Source organism: Alkalicoccus halolimnae (assembly GCF_008014775.2).
In the GTDB taxonomy this organism is placed as follows: domain Bacteria; phylum Bacillota; class Bacilli; order Bacillales; family Salisediminibacteriaceae; genus Alkalicoccus; species Alkalicoccus halolimnae.
This window is the reverse complement of sequence record NZ_CP144914.1, coordinates 236,981-254,740: the sequence shown is the minus strand read 5'-3', so window position 1 is coordinate 254,740 and position 17,760 is coordinate 236,981. Positions and strand designations below refer to the sequence as shown.

The following is a 17,760-nucleotide window of genomic DNA, read 5'->3' as shown; positions in this document are numbered from 1 at the left end:
AAAAACACTGTATATACCAGCTTCTTAAAAAGCAGTATATACGAACCAATTTCTTAAGTAACTGCTGCAGGTTCATCTCCAAATCAGGTAAATGATTTTCACTACAGACGGGAGACATCAGCTGAGGACCGCCCGGAAAGCCTCCCTATGGAAACGAAAGCTGCATTTAGTGGGAGCCTTTACAGAAACGAGGAAAATCCCTATGATTATGGGCAGTTACTACTTTTTTTAGGCGGTGGATATTATATGAGCCAGTATAATTTTGCAAGATCAAAAACGCTTGAACGTCTTCCCGAGCAGTTTTTCGCCAAGCTTGCTAAAAAAGCGCAGCAGCTCAAAGCCGAAGGACACGACGTTATTAATCTCGGCCAGGGAAATCCGGACCTCCCGACTCCTCCACATATCGTCGAAGCACTGCAGGATGCAGCTCCCGATCCTTTAAATCATAAATATTCGCCCTTCCGAGGGCAATCTTCTTTAAAAGAAGCTGTCAGTGAGTTTTATAAACGGGAGTATGATGTCGACCTGGATCCGGAAACGGAAGTTGCGGTTCTCCCGGGAGCAAAAACCGGTCTCGTGGAACTGAGCCAGTGTCTGCTCGATCCCGGAGACCGGGTGCTGCTTCCGGATCCCGGCTACCCGGATTATTTATCCGGAACTGCCTTAGCCGATGCTTCCCCTGCTTTTATGCCTCTGCTCGAGAAAAATGGCTTTCTTCCTGATTTTGAAGCTCTCTCGTCAGAGGATCTTGAGGCTGCGAAGCTGATGTTTTTAAACTATCCGAACAATCCGACAGCCGGAGTCGCCACCTCCCGCTTCTTTGAGGAGACAGTCAAACTAGCCAAAGAGCATTCGATCTGCGTCTGCCATGACTTTGCCTACGGGGCAATAGGATTTGACGGGGAAAAACCGCCGAGTTTCCTGCAGACAGCAGGAGCAAAGGAGGTCGGTGTGGAAATGTATACGATGTCGAAATCCTACAATATGGCCGGCTGGAGAATTGCTTTTGCCGTCGGGAACAAATCTGTCATCAGCAGCATCAACTTAATTCAGGATCACCTGTATGTCAGCCTTTTCGGAGCCGTTCAGCAGGCTGCGGAAACCGCACTCCGCGGCTCTCAGGATGCGGTACTGGAACTGACCGCTACGTACGAATACCGGCGCGATGTCCTAATGGAAAGCCTCCAGAATATCGGCTGGGATGTCGAGGTTCCTAAAGGCAGCTTTTTCGCCTGGTTAAAAGTTCCGGAGCCATATACGTCAGAGGAATTCTCGAATCTCCTTTTGGAAAAAGCCCACGTCGTTGTCGCTCCGGGAAATGGTTTTGGAGAATACGGGGAAGGATTTGTGCGTGTCGGCCTCGTCGCCCCCGAAGAACAGCTGGAAGCCGCTGCCGAAAGAATAGCGGAGCTGAAACTGTTTTAGCCTCGTACTTTTAAGAAGAAGACGCCGGTCGCGGACATACTGATACTTTATAGAGCGATGAGCCTGGATGGTCTTCCTGCCCGGGAAACCATCCTTTGAACTGTCTTAAGGGCTCAAAACAAAAAAGCTGTTCCGTTTTCTGCCTGCAGCAGTTATACGGAACAGCTTTTTTTCTGTGCCTCCAATACGTCAGGAAGGCCTTTTCAGCAGCAGATAAATAAAATAGGGAGCTCCAAGAAGTGAGACGACGACACCGGCAGGAAGCCCGTCCGGTTCAATAAGATTGCGTCCTACGGTATCAGCGAGAACGAGTAGCAGCGCCCCTATCATCATAGCAAGCGGCAGCAGACGCCGGTGATCCGCCCCGGTAAGGGATCTCGCAATGTGAGGCGCCATCAGACCGACAAAAGCGATGCCTCCGGTGACCGACACGGCAGAAGCGGCAAGGGCGACAGCCGTGAGAAGCAGACGAATCTGCGTCTTTCTCATCGACACCCCAACGCCGGTAGCCACGGCGGTTCCCAGGCCGATCATGTTTAAGTCCCGTGCATAATAATAGGTTACCGGGACGAGCACGAGCAGCCAGGGAAGCAGTGCGAGAATAAAGGGCCAGTCTGTCCCCCAGATGCTTCCGGCGAGCCATTGAACGATAAATTCGACTTTCATCCGGTCCGCTCCGGAAATCAGTACAATCATGAGTCCCGATAAAGCAAGGGAAAAACCGACACCGACGAGGATAAAGCGTCCCGGCTGCAGCCCGGTATTTTTTTCGTAGGAAAACAAGTAAATCAGCGCTGCTGTAATCAGTGCCCCCGCAAAAGCAACAACCGGAAGCAGAAAAACGAAGTTTCCGGCCGACAGCGGAAAAAACAAAAAGAAAACAGCTACCGCTGTACCGGCTCCGGAGTTAATTCCGACAATACCGGGATCAGCAAGGTCGTTTCTCGTTAACCCCTGAAGAATAGCTCCGGATAACGCGAGCGCTGCGCCCGCTAAAAGCGTAATGAAAATACGCGGAAGTCTTACGGAATAAAGAACGAACGACTCCGCAAACGTCCCGTTTCCGAAGAGAACAGGGAAAATGCGGGAAAAAGACAGCTCCGAGTAGCCGACACCTGTGCTGATCACCATCGTCAGCAGAAGCAGCCCGAATACTGTCAGCAGCAGCGGCAGAAAAGAAAAACGCTGGGAATTCATATCGCCTGTCCTCCTTTTTTCACAATCCAGAGGAAAAACGGCAGGCCGAGAATAGCTACAAGGGCAGCAACCGGGGTTTCATAAGGAGCGTTGATCGTGCGTCCAGCCGTATCTGCAAGCAGCAGAAAAGCAGCTCCGACAAGGGCGGACATAGGAAGAATAAAACGGTAATCCGTTCCGACAAAGCTTCTTACAATGTGGGGAATCATCAGGCCGATAAACGCCATATTTCCGACAAGAGCAACCGCTGTGCCTGCAAGCAGAATGACGAGAATAAACAGGACTGCTTTCACCAGCTCCGTCCGCTGGCCGAGTCCGACTGCCACATCCTCGTTTAAATTCAGAATCGTCAACTGTTTGGATAGCAGCAGGGCAATTATCAGCGCTGTAATAATTACAGGGCTGATCAGCTCCAGCTGGGCCCAGTTGGTCCCGATTAAGCCTCCGGCTGTCCACATGGAAACTTCCTGCGAAATACGGAAAAGCAGCCCGATCCCTTCTGCAAGCGCATGAAAAAAAGCGGTCACTGCCGCTCCGGCCAGCACGATGCGGAACGGAGAAACTGGTCCGCGGGACATTTTATTTACGCCGAATACGATCGCCGCTGCTACGCTGGCTCCTGCCATACAGGCGATCATTAACCCTATGTAATTAGTGCCGGGCAAAAAGGCAAGCATAATGGCAAGCGCCAGATTTGCTCCGGCGGTGAGACCGAGCAGCCCCGGGTCTGCCAGGGGATTTCTCGTCATCCCCTGCATGATTGTTCCTGCTGCAGCGAGTGCCGCACCTGTAAGCGCCGCCCCGACTTCACGAGGAAGACGGATATCGCGGATAATCGCATAATTTGAGCCCGTCTCATTTGTGAAAACCGCCCGCCACACTTCCATCGGGCCGATATCGGCTGCTCCCAGAAAAACAGACAGAAAAAACGAAACAGCCAGCAGCACGAATGCTGCTGGAAAATAAATGCTCAATGTAAGTGTACGGCGTGATAGTCCAAACATGAGGAAGACTCCTTCTAATATGCTCAGGCGGTTCTACTGAAGAAATTCTTCTTCAAATACGTCGAGCTGATATTCAAGCGTGAGCGGATCGTTAAAGTAGAAAGACATCGCATCGACTTCGATGACATTTCCTTCTTCCACTGCTGGAATGCTTTGATATGTTTCTGTCTCTGTAAACGAGTTGTCCGCATCGGATACTTTACTGAAGACCATGTAGTCTCCTGCAAATTCCGGAAGAACTTCAGCGGAAAGAGCATAGAAACCTTCTTCCAAAGCCATTTCCTCTACTTTTTCAGGCATTTCTATATCCATTTCCTGGTATAGAATTTCCGTGCCCCTGCCCCAGTTATCGCCGAAAACGTACAGCTGCTTATCGAAGTTTTCAAAAACCGAAACGGTCGAGTCTTCTCCGATCTCTGCTTTAATGTCTTCGCCAAGAGCAGAAGCTTCTTCCTCGAAATCCTCCACCCAGGCGGTTGCTTCTTCTTCTTTATTCAACAGTTTTCCAATTTCAATATGCTGCTCCAGGTAATCCAGTTCTGCATATTCATAAGTAACTGTCGGAGCAATTTTGAAGTTAGTATAAAAAGTGGACACGTGTTCATGATAGAATAACAGCTACTAAACAGAAAGCAGGGAGGGATCACGGATGCCGAAAGGAGAGAATCATTACGACAAAGGCTTCCGCCGGTATGTTGCCAAACTGGTCGTGCAGGATGGACGGAAGCCGGCGGATCTGGAGCGGGAGCTTGGCATTTCCTATAGTTCCCTCATGCGATGGATTAAAACGTATAAGGAAGAACAAGAAAAAGCAAAAAAGACGGACCAGGAGCGCCTCCTCACCGCCACGGAATACCGCAGTCAGCTGGAAGCTTCCGAGAAAGCGCGGCGGGAGCTGGAAGAGGAAAATGATATCTTAAAAAAAGCGCTGCACATCTTCGCGGAGGACCCGGAAAAGTAGCATGGTTTACGTTTATCGAGGAGCACGCGGAGGAACACCGCGTGACGAAGATGTGCCAGGTTCTCGGGGTCTCCCGTTCCGGGTATTATGACTACATCAAACGAAAGAAGGAAGGTCCCTCTTCGAGGGAAAGCGGGCGGCGGAAACTGGAGCAGGCGATCCGTTGGCTCTTTCTGGAGAGCCGCGAAACCTACGGCAGCCCGCGGATCCATGCCCGCCTGATCCAGGAAGGATGGATCGTCTCCCAAAAGACCGTGGCCAACCGGATGAAGGAGCTCGGGCTTGCGTCCCGCCGCTGCTGGAAACGGGTGGGCACCACGAAAGCTTCCGCTCACGGACAGGTATATCCCAATGAACTGGGACGTGCTTTTCGCCCGAAAGAGCTGGATCAGGCCTGGGCTGTGGATATCACCTACATCCCAACCCTCGAAGGGGCGCTGTATTTCAACCCGGTGCTGGACCTGTGCTCCAAACGGATCCTGGCCTACAGCCTGGAGGATCATATGAAAACGGAGCTGTCAAAACAGGCCCTGGAAGAGGCCCTCGGGCGTCGCCGGCCGGAGAAGGGACTGATTCATCACTCGGACCAGGGTTCGCAGTACACCGCCAAGGATTACGTGAACGTCCTGCAGGAAGTGAAAGCGACCATCAGTATGAGTGCCAGAGGCGACCCGTATGACAATGCCTGTCTGGAGTCCTTTTTTTCGGGATTCAAGCAGGAATTCCTCTACCTCTGGGACCTGCCGAGCAAACGAGAAGCCCGGGAGCTGATCGCGGACTATGTGCACTTTTATAACGAGGAACGGCTGCATTCCACGCTCGGGTACGAGACCCCGGCCGCCTTTGAACGAGAGAAAAAAAGACAGACACTTTCATCGATCAGCTTTCCATCTGGATAAAAGCGGGAAACGTGGACAGAGTGGGAAAAACAGGAACAAAAGCAGAAAAAAGGTGACCGTGTTTTGTCCACTTTTTTGACAGAAGCACAATTTCATTCAGCTGATCCACGTTGTTAATGTTATCAAGACCGATAATCAAATCCGGATCCAGCTCAATCAGCTTCTCAAGACTCTCATCGGTAATTTCCTCTACACCTTCCAGCTCTTCCGCAAACTGGGGATTATCCATGCTCCACGCATCCACTCCGACGAGCGGCACGTCAAGTGCCATTACGTTTCCTGCAAATGTGGAAAGAACAGCGACCCGCTGCGGATCTTCCGGCACTTCCACCGGTCCGTCCGGAGATTCATAAGTAATCGTTCCGCCTTCCCCATCTCCGGTGTTTTCTGCCTCGTCTTGATTATTTGTTTCATTCCCACCGTTTTCTTCTGATTGATTATTTGTTTCGTTTTGTGTATTTTCTTCTATATTTTCATTCGCGTTTCCCGAGGCGTCAGCTCCAGTGTCTGCTTCATTCCCGCCGCAAGCGGCAAGACTAAGCGTGAGAAGCGACAGCGAGGTGATTGCGATTGTTCTTTTCATGATAAGTATTCTCTCCCTTAAGTAAATGATAAGTCATGCACATTGGTTTTCCAGTATGTGGGTCTTTGCCGATAAGTGCCTCCACTTCGAACACATCCCGGAGGACTTCCGCACGAATAATCTGTTCGCTGGAACCAGTTTCCAAGATTTTCCCCTCTTTCATTGCGATTAAAAAGTCGGAGAAACGGGATGCCTGGTTCAAATCATGAAGGACCATCACAATGGTACGGCCTTCTTCGCGGTTCAGCTTTTCAAGCAGTTCCAATACTTCAAGCTGGTGAGCCATATCGAGATAAGTTGTTGGTTCATCGAGGAAAATGAGTTCTGTATCCTGTGCCAGCGCCATAGCGATCCAGACCCGCTGTCTCTGGCCCCCGGAAAGACCGTCAACGAGCTGGTCTTTAAATGGCATTGTTCCGGTCACTTCCATTGCCCAGGCAATGCGTTCCTTATCAAGGGCTGAAAGCCGTCCGAAAGCACGCTGGTGAGGATAGCGGCCGTAGGAAACGAGTTCATAGGCTGTCAATCCGTTCGCTCCCTGCTGGGTCTGTGGAAGAATCGCCATTTTTTTAGCAAGCTGCTTGGTCGGGATCTGCTGGATGGCTTCCCCGTCCAGATAAACATAACCCTGCTGCATCGGCAGAAGCCGGGAACAGGCTTTCAACAACGTTGATTTTCCGCATCCGTTCGGACCGATAATCGTCGTAATCTGCCCGGATGGAATAGAAACGGAAAGCTGATCGATGATAGGCTTCTCTCCGTACCCTGCTTGAATCGAGTATGCCTCCAACTTGCTCATATATGGTCACCGCCTTGTGTTATTTAAAATAGTTATTGATAATGATTCTCAATTTCATGTACAATGTTTATCATAGAACGAATGAGAATCATTGTCAACGGCGTTTTGAAAATTGCTAATTGAAGTTTTTGTGAAGGAAAAAGGACGGGAACAGTGATTGTGCCTCCTGCTCTTCTTCAGGAACACTATAAGCATAAAAATGCGAAGTAAAAACAGGCTTTTATTTTGGAGAGGATGAAGAAAAAATGACAATAGATGTGACGATTATCGGCGGAGGTCCAGCCGGTTTGTACGCAGCTTTTTACAGCGGTATCCGCGGTTTGAAGGTACGTATTATTGAAGCTCAGGGAAGCCTTGGCGGCAAAGTGCAGCTCTACCCGGAAAAAATGATTTGGGACGTCGGAGGCCTCCCCCCGGCAAGCGGAGCCGATTTCTGCCGGCAGCTTATTGATCAGGGGCAGACTTTTGATCCGGAAGTTCACCTGAATACTACGGTAAAAGATGTTGTTAAAGAGGAGGACGGTTCTTTTTCTATCTTTACGGAGGAAGGGAAAACGTTCCATTCCAAAGCCGTGATCTGCGCTGCAGGAGGCGGCATTATCACTCCCCAGCGTCTGGAGGTCGAAGGGGCAGAACGCTATGAGATTACCAACCTTCACTATACCGTCCAGTCCCTCGATACTTTCAGGAATAAAACGGTGCTGATCTCCGGAGGGGGAAATGCCGCGATTGACTGGGCCAACGAGCTGGAAGGCGTTGCGAAAAACGTGATCCTCAGCTGCCGCAACGATACGCTGAAAGCCCATGAGTCCGAAGTGGAAAAATTAATGTGTTCAACCATTGAATGCCGCTTTCGCACTTCCATTCAGCGCCTGATTGCAGACAAAACAGGTTCTCATATTGAGAAAGTGGAACTGCAGTGCGGGGAATTGGAAGGAAAAATCGTAGAAGTCGATCATGTTCTCGTCAACCACGGATACGAGCGGGAACTTGCCTTCTTAAACGATACGTCTCTGGCTCTTTCCCTCACGGAGCAGCAGCTAATCGTAACAGACGGCAATGGCCGGACGAATGTACCCGGGCTGTTTGCCGCCGGAGACGTTGTAACTCACGAAGGAAAACTGCGTCTCCTTGCAGGAGCTTTCCAGGACGCAGCCTGTGCCGTCAATGCTGCGAAGCAGTACATTGAACCGGATGCACAGGCACAGGGGATGGTTTCCTCTCATAACGCAGCTTTCGCTGAGCGGAATGAGCAGCTGAAACAAAAACGCACTTTTGTATAAAACAGCTGAAAAAGATTTTTCTAAGCGGGAGAGGATAACCATCCTCCTCCGTAATCGCAGCAGGAATTTTTTCCCGGGCACCTTTCTCTTTTGATAAGACGTCCGACACCTCCGCTCTGCTCGAAGAAGCAGCCGTCTGGTTCAAGCAGATCGATGATTTGCAACGCTTCATCCGATATGTAAAAAGGGAGAACAGCCTGCGCAGCCGTTCTCCCTTCTTCTTATTTCTTCGCTTCCGAATATCCTTCTTTTCCGTTAAAGCTGTATAAGTTTTCGATTTTGATCCATTCCACATCTGCTTCGGTGATACGTTCAAGCAGACCGTTAATATTTTTACTGCTGACCTCTCCCTGGGCAGGAAGGAATCGACAGCGCCAGTGGTCTGTTGTGAAAATTTCCGTATGCCCTTTCGGATAGGCATTGGCGCCTCGGTTCGTAATGACGGACAGTTCAAAATCATTTCCAGCCGCTTTTTCAAGCGTCCGGCCTAGATCTTCTGTCTCCAGCGTATTATTGAATACGAAAACATCCACCCCGTCCAGCGTTCGGTTAACCGAATTGTCTGCCCGGTCTTTCGCTTTCACAGAAATTGTATGCTCATTTTTTTCTTCTGTCTTCTTTTCATAATTTACCGCTGTTATCTGCTCAGGCTGTTGGCCAAGCCGTTCGATGACAGCATCCGTAAATTCCTTCGTACTGACGGAAGGTCCTCCTTTAGAAATATCTCCTGTGTAAATGCCGTCTTCCAGCGTCTTGAACCAGGCGTTATGAATACGGGAAGCTGTTTCAGGCTGTCCGATATGGTTGAGCATCTGAATTGCTCCATGCAGCAGGCCGGATGGGTTCGCCAGTCCCTTCCCTGCAATGTCCGGCGCACTTCCGTGAATCGCTTCAAACATCGCGCTTTCGTCTCCAATGTTGGAAGATCCGCCGAGTCCGACACTTCCGGAGATCTGGGCGGCTATATCTGAGGCTATATCTCCGTATAGGTTGGGCATAACGACGACGTCGAACGTTTCCGGGGAATCGGCAATCCGCGCAAGTCCAATATCGACGATCCAGTGATCCGTTTCGATATCGTCGTATTCCTCTGCTACTTCTTCAAATACTTTATGAAACAGGCCGTCTGATAATTTCATAATATTGTCTTTCGTAATGCACGTTACTTTTTTCCGTCCATTTTTCCGTGCATATTCAAAAGCGTGACGGACGATCCGTTCACTTCCGGGACGTGTAATCAATTTCAGACTCTGCACAACTTCAGGCGTCTGCTGGTGCTCGATCCCTGTGTACAGATCTTCTTCATTTTCCCGTACGACGACAAGATCCATATCCGGATGATTTGTTTTTACAAAAGGGGAATAGGAAATTGTCGGCCGTATGTTTGCATACAGACCCATCGACGTGCGGATCGTCACGTTCAGGCTTTTATAGCCACCCCCCTGCGGTGTTGTAATGGGCGCCTTGAGGAAAACTTTCGTGCGCAGCAGCGATTCCCACGCTTTATCGGGAATACCGGTCGTCCAGCCTTCCAAATAGGCGTCTTTCCCGATATCAATATATTCGGGTTCAATCTGGGCGTCTGCCCTTTCCAGAATCCTCAATACAGATTCCATTATTTCCGGGCCTATCCCATCTCCATAGGCAACGGTAATCGGTGTTCTGCTCATAAAATGACCTCCTTCTTTTTAGAAAACAGTCTCTCTTCTTTTACCTTACCCCTCATGTCGCTTTTTCTAATCATTAAAAACTTCTCAAATTCATACTTTCTTCACATTTTATGGATATCATTAAGTTAAGCATGTATGTAGAGGGGTTCCGAAAGAATTTTGAAGAACGCAAAAAGAACAGCCGGGCTGTGAGAATGCCTGTAATTATGAGGCTTATTCCTGCCTGCTGGAGACTCCGAACAGCAGTTAAAAACATCTCATCTGTACGGCTGTGCATGTACCCGACTTGGTCTATAGTCTGTGTTCCCAACTTATCAGTAGAGCTTTTCTAGCCGGATCAAACCGTCTTATCGAACGGTTTACGTCACAATTGTAACATAGCAAAATCACCGCTGTGTCAACGTTTTTTCTGTTTTACCGTACAGAGTGTTATAACGCTCCATCCTCATTTATAACGCTCAGGATAATAGATTATTCTGTTGAAATGGAGCGTGCTTGTAAAAGGATTTATAATACCCTTTTGAAAATCTTTATTTAAGGATAAATAGCTAAGGAGAGGACGAATACTATGTATGACATGATGAATGGAAATTGGGGCAGCGGAATGTTCGTTTCTGGTCTCATTTGGATTTTGTTTCTAGTTCTTTTGATTGTTCTCATTATTTTCCTTGTGAACAAGCTCAGCGGCACAGGAAACAGTTCTTCTTCTACTGCCCCTCTTCGTGATGAAAGCCTGAATATTTTAAAGGAACGCTTCGCCCGCGGCGAAATATCTGAAGAAGAATATGACAGAATAAAACAGAAACTAAAAGAAAAATAGACTGCTGTTTTCATTTAAGCTGTCTTAAAGTCTGTGGTTCCTACGCGAAAAAGGGGAACTTGTCTTTCCAGATTATGGTGAAAGAAGATAAGTCTACTTAAAAAGCTGGTGGCCCAGGCTTAAACGATAGAAGGTTTAAAGGTGAAATTATCTTTTTTTGTCAAATATAGTTTTTCCCAAAGGTGCGTCAGAGCCAAGTCTGTTGTTGGTAAATGAAAACTTAGCTTTAACAGACCTGTCGTGGAGGAGATTTCCGGGTGGGCTTTAGCCCTGAGGGATCTTCCAATCTCCTTCTTCCACGGGCACGTTTCCGCTTCGTTTTGATTCCCCAATACAGAAAGTCCTCTGTAGCATCAAGAAGGTACCAGGGTAGAAGTCAGTGCCAAGGTGATTTTTCAATAAGCGGTTCTCTTTATTTGAAGGCAGGTCCTGCTCCGTATTTTTACCAGGAGCTGGAGGCTGCATGGGGCGACTCCGGGGCGATCAAGGACGAGTCGAAGATCCATTCCGCACGATCGAAGGGGAGGACGGAATTAGCTGAGGCCGGTCCGGAAAGCGTCCCCATGGAAACGAAAGCGCACGTTCATCGCTTATCTACTTTATTTTCAAGGGTAGCCTTCATTTAAAAAAGATTGAAGAGAAAAAACTGCGTATACTTTTGATCGATCATTTTCATTCTCGAAAGGGGGGGCTGTTAGTGAATCATTCCTCATCTCACGATAATCATAGCGAAGAACACCATTCTGAAGAGCATTCTCACGATGGTCATCACGATCACGGAAGCATGTTTAAAAAACGTTTTTTTGTTTCCATTCTTTTTATGGTTCCCATTCTGGCGCTTTCACCAATGATCCAGAATTTTCTTGGAGTCGACTGGCGGTTTACAGGAGATATGTACATCTTATTTGCGCTCTCCTCATTCGTATATTTCTACGGAGGATGGCCATTCTTAACGGGAGCAGTGGATGAAGTCCGGGATAAGAATCCAGGTATGATGACACTCATTGCTCTCGCAGTGTCCGTAGCCTACTTTTACAGCACCGCGGTTGTATTTGGTTTTCCCGGTCAGGAAATATACTGGGAGCTTTCCACATTGATTGTAATTATGCTTTTAGGCCACTGGATTGAAATGAAGTCAATTATGGGGGCTTCCAGTGCATTGGAAGAGCTCGTGAAATTTATGCCTTCCACTGCCCACCTTCTGCAGGAAGACGGAAACACCAGAGAAGTCCCGATAGCGGAGCTTACTCCTGGACAGCAGGTGCTGATTAAACCCGGAGAAAAAATTCCAGTGGATGGAAAGATCGTCCGCGGGGAGTCGGAAGTGGATGAATCAACCCTGACCGGGGAGTCTGTCCCTGTCCCAAAAACCGTCGATGACGAAATTATCGCCGGCTCTATCAACAGCGGGGGCGCCCTTACCGCTTCTGTGGAAAAAACGGGGGAAGAAAGCTATTTGTCCCAGGTAATTAACATGGTTAAAGAAGCGCAGGAATCCAAGTCCAGGACCCAGAATCTTGCCAACCGGGCAGCAAAATTCCTTTTTTATGTAGCGGTTCTGGCAGGAACGACAACGTTCATTGTCTGGTTTGTATTCGGCTATCCCGTAAACTTTTCCATCCAGCGTATGGTTACGGTCATGGTCATTGCCTGTCCGCATGCCCTGGGTCTTGCGGCACCTCTCGTAACGGCAGTATCCACGAGTCTTTCTGCTAAAAAAGGCCTTCTCATTCGCAACCGTACTAACTTTGAGGAAGGTCGTGCGCTGGATGCGGTAGTATTTGATAAAACAGGAACCCTGACGAAGGGAGAATTCGGGATTACGGACCTCTTCGTGTACGACGAAACAGAAGAAAAGGTCCTCGAACTGGCTGCCTCTATTGAATCCCAGTCGGAGCATCCTATTGCACGGGGTATTGTCAGCGAAGCAGAGCAGCGCGGCATTGCCTATTCTGCTCCAGAAGATTTTCAATCACTGACTGGAAAAGGATTAACCGGTCTTGTGGAAGATAAGGAAATAAAGATGATCAGCCCGGGCTACATGGAGGAAACAGAGATCGAGTACGATAAAGAAAAGTTCAACGAGCTGTCAGAGCAGGGTAAAACAGTCATTTTTGTTTTGATTGATAATAAATTATCCGGGATGATCGCTCTTGCTGATCAGGTTCGGGAAACCGCCTATCAGGCCGTCGCAGAACTGAAGGAGATGGGCATTCAGGCAATGATGCTGACGGGAGACAATGAAAAAGTTGCCCGCTGGGTCGGCCGCCAGCTTAATCTGGATGATGTCTACGCGGGTGTGCTTCCCCATCAAAAAGCGGAAAAGATTAAAGAAATTCAAGCCGGAGGGCTGAAAGTAGCGATGACAGGAGACGGGGTAAATGATGCGCCGGCTCTGGCCGGAGCGGACCTCGGAATTGCTGTAGGTGCAGGAACAGATGTTGCGATTGAGTCGGCTGATGTCATTCTGGTCCGGAGCGATCCGAAAGATGTTGTTTCCCTGCTTAAACTTTCACGGTCCACCTATCGTAAAATGATTCAGAATCTATGGTGGGCAGCAGGATATAATATCGCTGCTCTTCCTCTCGCTGCCGGGGTTCTTTATGCTTATGGCATTCTGCTCACTCCCGCAGTCGGAGCTGTATTGATGTCTCTCAGTACGATTATCGTCGCCGTGAATGCCAAACTTTTAAAAGCCGAGTAAGTAATCCATTTAAGGAAGGCAGACGGAAAACCGCCTGCCTTCCCTTATGCTTGGATTTACTTTTCTTTTGGAAAGATAAAAAAGAACACCGCCCCTTCTTTCCCCCTGCCTGTATTCACCCGCCCGCCATGTGCTTCGACGATCTGCTTCGCTATAGGGAGACCAAGTCCGCTTCCTCCAGCTTTCGTCGTTCTGGACCGGTCGGGACGGTAAAAACGCTCCCAAATTTGTTTTTCTTCTCCTTCCTGTACTCCACTCCCCTGATCGGTAACGGAGATAATAACATCTTTTTCGTCCTCTTTCAGTTCCAGAGTGACCCGGCTGCCCTGCGGAGTGTGGCGGAAGGCATTCCGAATGATATTTGTAAGCGCCTGTTCCAATCTTTCTCTGTCGAGCGGAATCTTTGTTTCTGAAGCAGGAATAACAGGGAGGAAAATACAACCTTCCTGCTCGGCCATCATTTCATAAGCCGGAATAAGGTCCCGAAGAGTCTGACTGATATTTTCCGGGGTAGTATACAGCTCCAGATGGCCCTCATCCATTTTAGTCAGCTGAAACAAATCCTCTACCAGCCTTTCCATCCGCAGTGCTTCCCCATGGATCACTCCAGCCTGTTTTATAAGCTGATCCGGTGGAAGATCAGGCCTCTCTTTCAACAGGGCAGCATAAGCTTTTACATAGGTCAGAGGAGTGCGCAGATCATGAGATACGTTGGAAAGCAGCATCTGCCTCGACATCTGGTACTCTTTCAGACGATTAGCCATCGCCTGTACACTCCGGCTTAATTCTCCGATCTCATCCTGACGGGTGCTGTATACGTCTGTATCAAAATCTCCTTCAGCTACTTTTTCGGTTGCGTTTCTAAGTTTTATGAGCGGTCTTGTCATAAAAAAGGTCGCAAGAACAGCAAGAAGGCCGGCAAGCAGCATACTTAAAAATGCCGTGCCTGCCGTAAGAAGAAACAAATTCTCACGGGTCGATTCAAATCTGCTTGTAGCCTCCTCCACGAATAAATAAGCGCGGGGTTCTCCCTCTCCCATGACCGGTTCTATCGCAAAGACGTGCGGAATAGAATGATGGGAACTTTCGACAAACTCCAGAAAACCATCTTCTGTATTCATTCTTTCTCTAATCCAGGAAAGATATCTGTCTGTATCAGCCGTACTCACATTTCGAGTGCTGTCCTGCACCCTTCCATCCGCCCCAACTAAAATGTATTCAGATTCTTCCACTCCTTCTTCCATAACCCGCACATGTTCCAGTACTCCCGGGTCATAAGAGTCTTCAAGCACTTCCCGATGGGCTTCCAGACGTCTTTCAATATCTGTAAGCAGTTGGTTTTCATAAAAAGCCTGAGAAGAATAATAAAAGCTGACACTAATGAGAGCAATTAAAATTAAAAATGTACCAAACACAAGAACAGCTGCTTGAACCGGCAGTCTTCTCATGATTTTTCCCCATCTGCAGGAAGACGATAGCCGATCCCCCATACCGTTTCGATAAATTCATGGTCTGCCTGCACTTCTTTCATCTTTTCCCTGATATTTTTAATATGAGCATCTATACTCCTGTCCATGCGGGCCTCTCCAAATTCAGAAATGGTGTCGAGCAGCTGATCCCTCGTAAACACACGCCCCGGAGACTTTACAAGCTTAACTAAAATTTCAAATTCCTTTTTAGTCAAGGAAACAGCGGTTCCTTCAGCAAAAACTTCTCTCGTTTCTGTATTAATTTCTATTCCTGCAGCACGAAGTAAGGAAGAAGATGAGGAAGCAGTTTTCGATCTTCGCAGAACGGCTTCAATACGGGCCATCAGTTCGGAAGGCTCAAACGGCTTTGTCACATAATCATCCGCTCCAGCCTGGAGTCCATAAACAATTTGCTCTGTTTCTCCAAGCGCCGTGAGCATAATAACCGGCTGAGACTGCTGCAGCTTTAAGTGCTTCAAAAGTTCCCATCCGCTCATTTCCGGCATCATGATGTCCAGAAGAATAAGATCGAATTTTTTATTCTTTATCACTTCCAGCACTTGTTCCGGCCGGCTTTCTCCAGTTACCTGATAAATATCTGACGGAAGGCAGGCTGCGATCAAGTCCAGCATCTGTTCTTCATCATCCACTGCCAGTATCTGCGTAGCCATCGGGACCCCCTCCTTCCTATACGAATTTCTTTCTCGAAGTCAGTTTATTTAAATTATGCTGTCTTGAAAATAAAACATCTTTATATGTTGAACTTAATAATTAGTCCCTACTTCTGTAATCAGCCGTTTTCGTTTCCATGGGGACGCTTTCCAGGCGGGCCGGCCTCAGCTAATCCCTTCCTCCCTGCGGTCGGGAGGGATGGAGCCACCGCTCGTCTTTCTTGCTCTGGCGCCCGCCGGTTTCCGCTTCGTTGTAATTTTCCCATACAGAAAGCCTGCTGGTTGAATCAAGAAGGTGCCAAGGTAGAAACCCGTGCCAAGGCGATTTTTCAAGACGCCTGCGGAAAAAGAAAGCTCGAAGCTTCTCCCGAAAGTCAGGAAAGGCGCTTTTAAAACAACACGAGATACTAAAAGAACTGACAATAGAAATCAAAAAACTGCCGTCAAAGCTTTTAGCGATGACGGCAGCTGCAGGAGAAGCAGGATTAATGCATCCCGTGTCCGCCTCCACCTAAAGGCTGTATTTCCATTTTATCATCAATTATTCCCTGAGTCTGGAAAGAAATAACTTCTTCTCCTCCAAGAATATAGCCATGGTTATAAGGCCCTTCCATTGGAGCATCTTCAAAATGCGGTTTCAGTTTGGCCAGGTAGTCAGCGTGTTCCTGCTGCAGTTCGTCACCTTCAACCCATATCATAGGAGCATGTTTACCCAGATGGGCAAGCGGTGCGCCGGCAAGAGCCAGTTCGGCTTCTTCAGGGGAAGCAAACACAAGACCATGTCCAGGCTCGTTGATACCCCAGCCGAATTCTTCATCCTCATAGGAGGCAAAGTTGATAGACAGTTCTGCTGGTGATTCTCCTTCAATTCTCTGCACATCCCCAAATTCCGCTAATTCTTCTTCCACCTCGGCAGAAATTGTTTCTTCACTGCCCAGAATGTACATTTCTGCCTCTCCATCCCGTTCTTCCAATGCTTCCTGAGTTGCTTCCGGGACACTTTCATCGACATAAAGCAGCGATTCATTCATGTGGGCAATCCAGCTCCCCGCAATCATCGAAGAAGCCTGATGCTCCTCATTCATCGAACCAATCAGCACCCCATCCGGACGCTCATCAATCGTATCAGCAAAACGATCTTCTACTTCTTTGGCAAAAGCTGCCGGATCTTCTGCTTCGATCTGCTCCACATTATAGTCTTCCAGTTGTGCCTCGTCCTCCTCTGATAAAGTGGCAGCAGCAAGAATTTCCACTCCATTGTCGTTTCCAAGAGGAGCAAGGCGTTCAATTTCAGCCATTAATTCCTCTGTCAAACCATCTTCCATAAGCAGAAGCGGCCCGTCATTGGGATGATGTACAAGCGTCAGTGCAGCGAGGGTTTCCTGCCACTCTTCGGGATCTGCAAGGATAATCGTTCCCGGCTGATTAGCTTCATGAGTCGCCGGCCAGATCGTCTGGGAAGCTGTTATCGAAAAAGCTTCGGGTGTTTCTGCATCCAATCGTGTGATGTTTTTCGTGTTTGTCGTCTGCAGATTTTGATCGGCGTTTTCATTAAAATCTTCTGGAAGCTGTGCGGCTTCTTCTTCAAAGGATTCCCGGTCATTGCCTCCCATAGAGTCCTCGTCATTCATATGACCGTTTTCATCGTTCATCGGCATATCTTCGTCGTTCATATGACCATCTTCATCATTCATCGGCATATCTTCGTCGTTCATATGACCATCTTCATCATTCATCGGCATATCTTCGTCGTCCATCGGCATGTTATCGTTGTTCATAGGAGCAGAACTGCCTGAAGCTTCTTCTTCGTTGCTTCCGGCATTATTGTTAGTATCCTGCTCTCCGCCGCCTCCGCAGGCTGCCAATAGAAGTACGGATGATAAAATAACTGTTCCTGTAAGAGTAGTAGTGCGCTTTTTCATTTTTCTTTCCCCTTTCCTTTACGATCTACTATTACACTATCAAGAAAATATGAAGAAACGATGAATTTATGTATTCTCTTTCAAAGGTTTTAAACATGGTGTGTCGAAGTAAATGTAAGTGGTATTTTTCTGGGAGTTTCTGTTAACCAGAAATTGTTTATAGAACGCCTGACTTCAACCGCCCATGTTCAAAAGAAAGCACACTTTATTTCAGGAGGTTTTTCTATGAAGTTCGGTTTCCGAAAACCGAGTATAAAAAAATCATTTAAAGCCCGGACAACCGGGCGTGCAAAAAGAGCCGTAAAAAAATCCTTCTCTCCCGGCTACGGCAAAAAAGGAATGGGTCTGGTGAA

Annotated in this window: 12 protein-coding genes and 3 pseudogenes; 6 read left to right on the top strand and 9 right to left on the bottom strand. The window is 48.1% G+C overall.

The window, feature by feature from the left end; all coding sequences use genetic code 11:
• The first annotated feature begins 246 nt into the window (after positions 1 to 246).
• Positions 247 to 1,425: a pyridoxal phosphate-dependent aminotransferase gene (locus FTX54_RS01230; protein ID WP_147805333.1), complete on the top strand. Its 1,179-nt coding sequence runs from the start codon at positions 247 to 249 to the stop codon at positions 1,423 to 1,425.
• 189 nt (positions 1,426 to 1,614) lie between these two features.
• Here the strand turns inward: FTX54_RS01230 and FTX54_RS01225 are convergent, their stop codons facing one another.
• The 3 genes and pseudogenes from FTX54_RS01225 to FTX54_RS01215 all read right to left on the bottom strand — a co-directional run.
• Positions 1,615 to 2,622 carry a FecCD family ABC transporter permease gene (locus FTX54_RS01225; RefSeq protein WP_147805332.1) on the bottom strand — a complete coding sequence of 336 codons (1,008 nt, stop codon included), beginning with the start codon at positions 2,620 to 2,622 and terminating at the stop codon, positions 1,615 to 1,617.
• Complete coding sequence (locus FTX54_RS01220) at positions 2,619 to 3,626, bottom strand: FecCD family ABC transporter permease (protein WP_147805331.1); 1,008 nt, start codon at positions 3,624 to 3,626, stop codon at positions 2,619 to 2,621. The genes FTX54_RS01225 and FTX54_RS01220 overlap by 4 nt, the downstream gene beginning before the upstream one ends.
• Before the next feature lie 33 nt (positions 3,627 to 3,659).
• A pseudogene (locus FTX54_RS01215) lies at positions 3,660 to 4,199 on the bottom strand (ABC transporter substrate-binding protein); the annotation flags it as partial.
• Between the two features lie 76 nt (positions 4,200 to 4,275).
• On the opposite strand from FTX54_RS01215, the gene FTX54_RS01210 reads away from it, so the two are divergent.
• Positions 4,276 to 4,587, top strand: a complete 312-nt coding sequence (locus FTX54_RS01210) for a transposase (RefSeq protein ID WP_147805368.1) — start codon at positions 4,276 to 4,278, stop codon at positions 4,585 to 4,587.
• A gap of 11 nt (positions 4,588 to 4,598) precedes the next feature.
• Positions 4,599 to 5,486 (top strand): annotated as a pseudogene (locus tag FTX54_RS01205) (IS3 family transposase); the annotation flags it as partial.
• Here FTX54_RS01205 and FTX54_RS16770 read toward each other — a convergent pair.
• Both FTX54_RS16770 and FTX54_RS01195 read right to left on the bottom strand, forming a co-directional pair.
• Positions 5,467 to 6,069, bottom strand: coding sequence for a hypothetical protein (locus FTX54_RS16770; protein ID WP_422387411.1), 603 nt, complete (start codon positions 6,067 to 6,069; stop codon positions 5,467 to 5,469). The pseudogene FTX54_RS01205 and the gene FTX54_RS16770 overlap by 20 nt on opposite strands.
• Positions 6,023 to 6,868 carry an ABC transporter ATP-binding protein gene (locus FTX54_RS01195; protein ID WP_147805327.1) on the bottom strand — a complete coding sequence of 282 codons (846 nt, stop codon included), beginning with the start codon at positions 6,866 to 6,868 and terminating at the stop codon, positions 6,023 to 6,025. The genes FTX54_RS16770 and FTX54_RS01195 overlap by 47 nt, the downstream gene beginning before the upstream one ends.
• Before the next feature lie 236 nt (positions 6,869 to 7,104).
• Here FTX54_RS01195 and FTX54_RS01190 point away from each other — a divergent pair.
• A pseudogene (locus FTX54_RS01190) lies at positions 7,105 to 8,151 on the top strand (NAD(P)/FAD-dependent oxidoreductase); the annotation flags it as partial.
• Between the two features lie 221 nt (positions 8,152 to 8,372).
• Here the strand turns inward: FTX54_RS01190 and FTX54_RS01185 are convergent.
• Positions 8,373 to 9,821: an NADP-dependent isocitrate dehydrogenase gene (locus tag FTX54_RS01185; RefSeq protein WP_147805325.1), complete on the bottom strand. Its 1,449-nt coding sequence runs from the start codon at positions 9,819 to 9,821 to the stop codon at positions 8,373 to 8,375.
• Positions 9,822 to 10,389: 568 nt separating this feature from the next.
• On the opposite strand from FTX54_RS01185, the gene FTX54_RS01180 reads away from it, so the two are divergent.
• Both FTX54_RS01180 and FTX54_RS01175 read left to right on the top strand, forming a co-directional pair.
• Complete coding sequence (locus FTX54_RS01180) at positions 10,390 to 10,641, top strand: SHOCT domain-containing protein (RefSeq protein WP_147805324.1); 252 nt, start codon at positions 10,390 to 10,392, stop codon at positions 10,639 to 10,641.
• An 847-nt stretch (positions 10,642 to 11,488) separates the two neighbouring features.
• Positions 11,489 to 13,345 carry a copper-translocating P-type ATPase gene (locus tag FTX54_RS01175; protein WP_422387425.1) on the top strand — a complete coding sequence of 619 codons (1,857 nt, stop codon included), beginning with the start codon at positions 11,489 to 11,491 and terminating at the stop codon, positions 13,343 to 13,345.
• A 56-nt stretch (positions 13,346 to 13,401) separates the two neighbouring features.
• Here FTX54_RS01175 and FTX54_RS01170 read toward each other — a convergent pair whose 3' ends face one another.
• The 3 genes from FTX54_RS01170 to FTX54_RS01160 all read right to left on the bottom strand — a co-directional run bounded on the left by FTX54_RS01170 (position 13,402) and on the right by FTX54_RS01160 (position 17,407).
• Complete coding sequence (locus FTX54_RS01170; RefSeq protein ID WP_187254689.1) at positions 13,402 to 14,793, bottom strand: sensor histidine kinase; 1,392 nt, start codon at positions 14,791 to 14,793, stop codon at positions 13,402 to 13,404.
• Positions 14,790 to 15,485, bottom strand: a complete 696-nt coding sequence (locus FTX54_RS01165) for a response regulator transcription factor (RefSeq protein ID WP_147805321.1) — start codon at positions 15,483 to 15,485, stop codon at positions 14,790 to 14,792. The genes FTX54_RS01170 and FTX54_RS01165 overlap by 4 nt, the downstream gene beginning before the upstream one ends.
• A 485-nt stretch (positions 15,486 to 15,970) precedes the next feature.
• Positions 15,971 to 17,407: a cell wall-binding repeat-containing protein gene (locus FTX54_RS01160; RefSeq protein ID WP_338485216.1), complete on the bottom strand. Its 1,437-nt coding sequence runs from the start codon at positions 17,405 to 17,407 to the stop codon at positions 15,971 to 15,973.
• Between the last annotated feature and the right edge of the window lie 353 nt (positions 17,408 to 17,760).

What these genes read in the sequence shown, in the direction of transcription:
- FTX54_RS01230 (WP_147805333.1), top strand. Translation starts at nt 247, where the DNA reads ATGAGCCAGTATAATTTTGCAAGATCAAAAACGCTTGAACGTCTTCCC.
- FTX54_RS01225 (WP_147805332.1), bottom strand. Translation starts at nt 2,622, where the DNA reads ATGAATTCCCAGCGTTTTTCTTTTCTGCCGCTGCTGCTGACAGTATTC.
- FTX54_RS01220 (WP_147805331.1), bottom strand. Translation starts at nt 3,626, where the DNA reads ATGTTTGGACTATCACGCCGTACACTTACATTGAGCATTTATTTTCCA.
- FTX54_RS01210 (WP_147805368.1), top strand. Translation starts at nt 4,276, where the DNA reads ATGCCGAAAGGAGAGAATCATTACGACAAAGGCTTCCGCCGGTATGTT.
- FTX54_RS16770 (WP_422387411.1), bottom strand. Translation starts at nt 6,069, where the DNA reads ATGAAAAGAACAATCGCAATCACCTCGCTGTCGCTTCTCACGCTTAGT.
- FTX54_RS01195 (WP_147805327.1), bottom strand. Translation starts at nt 6,868, where the DNA reads ATGAGCAAGTTGGAGGCATACTCGATTCAAGCAGGGTACGGAGAGAAG.
- FTX54_RS01185 (WP_147805325.1), bottom strand. Translation starts at nt 9,821, where the DNA reads ATGAGCAGAACACCGATTACCGTTGCCTATGGAGATGGGATAGGCCCG.
- FTX54_RS01180 (WP_147805324.1), top strand. Translation starts at nt 10,390, where the DNA reads ATGTATGACATGATGAATGGAAATTGGGGCAGCGGAATGTTCGTTTCT.
- FTX54_RS01175 (WP_422387425.1), top strand. Translation starts at nt 11,489, where the DNA reads ATGATCCAGAATTTTCTTGGAGTCGACTGGCGGTTTACAGGAGATATG.
- FTX54_RS01170 (WP_187254689.1), bottom strand. Translation starts at nt 14,793, where the DNA reads ATGAGAAGACTGCCGGTTCAAGCAGCTGTTCTTGTGTTTGGTACATTT.
- FTX54_RS01165 (WP_147805321.1), bottom strand. Translation starts at nt 15,485, where the DNA reads ATGGCTACGCAGATACTGGCAGTGGATGATGAAGAACAGATGCTGGAC.
- FTX54_RS01160 (WP_338485216.1), bottom strand. Translation starts at nt 17,407, where the DNA reads ATGAAAAAGCGCACTACTACTCTTACAGGAACAGTTATTTTATCATCC.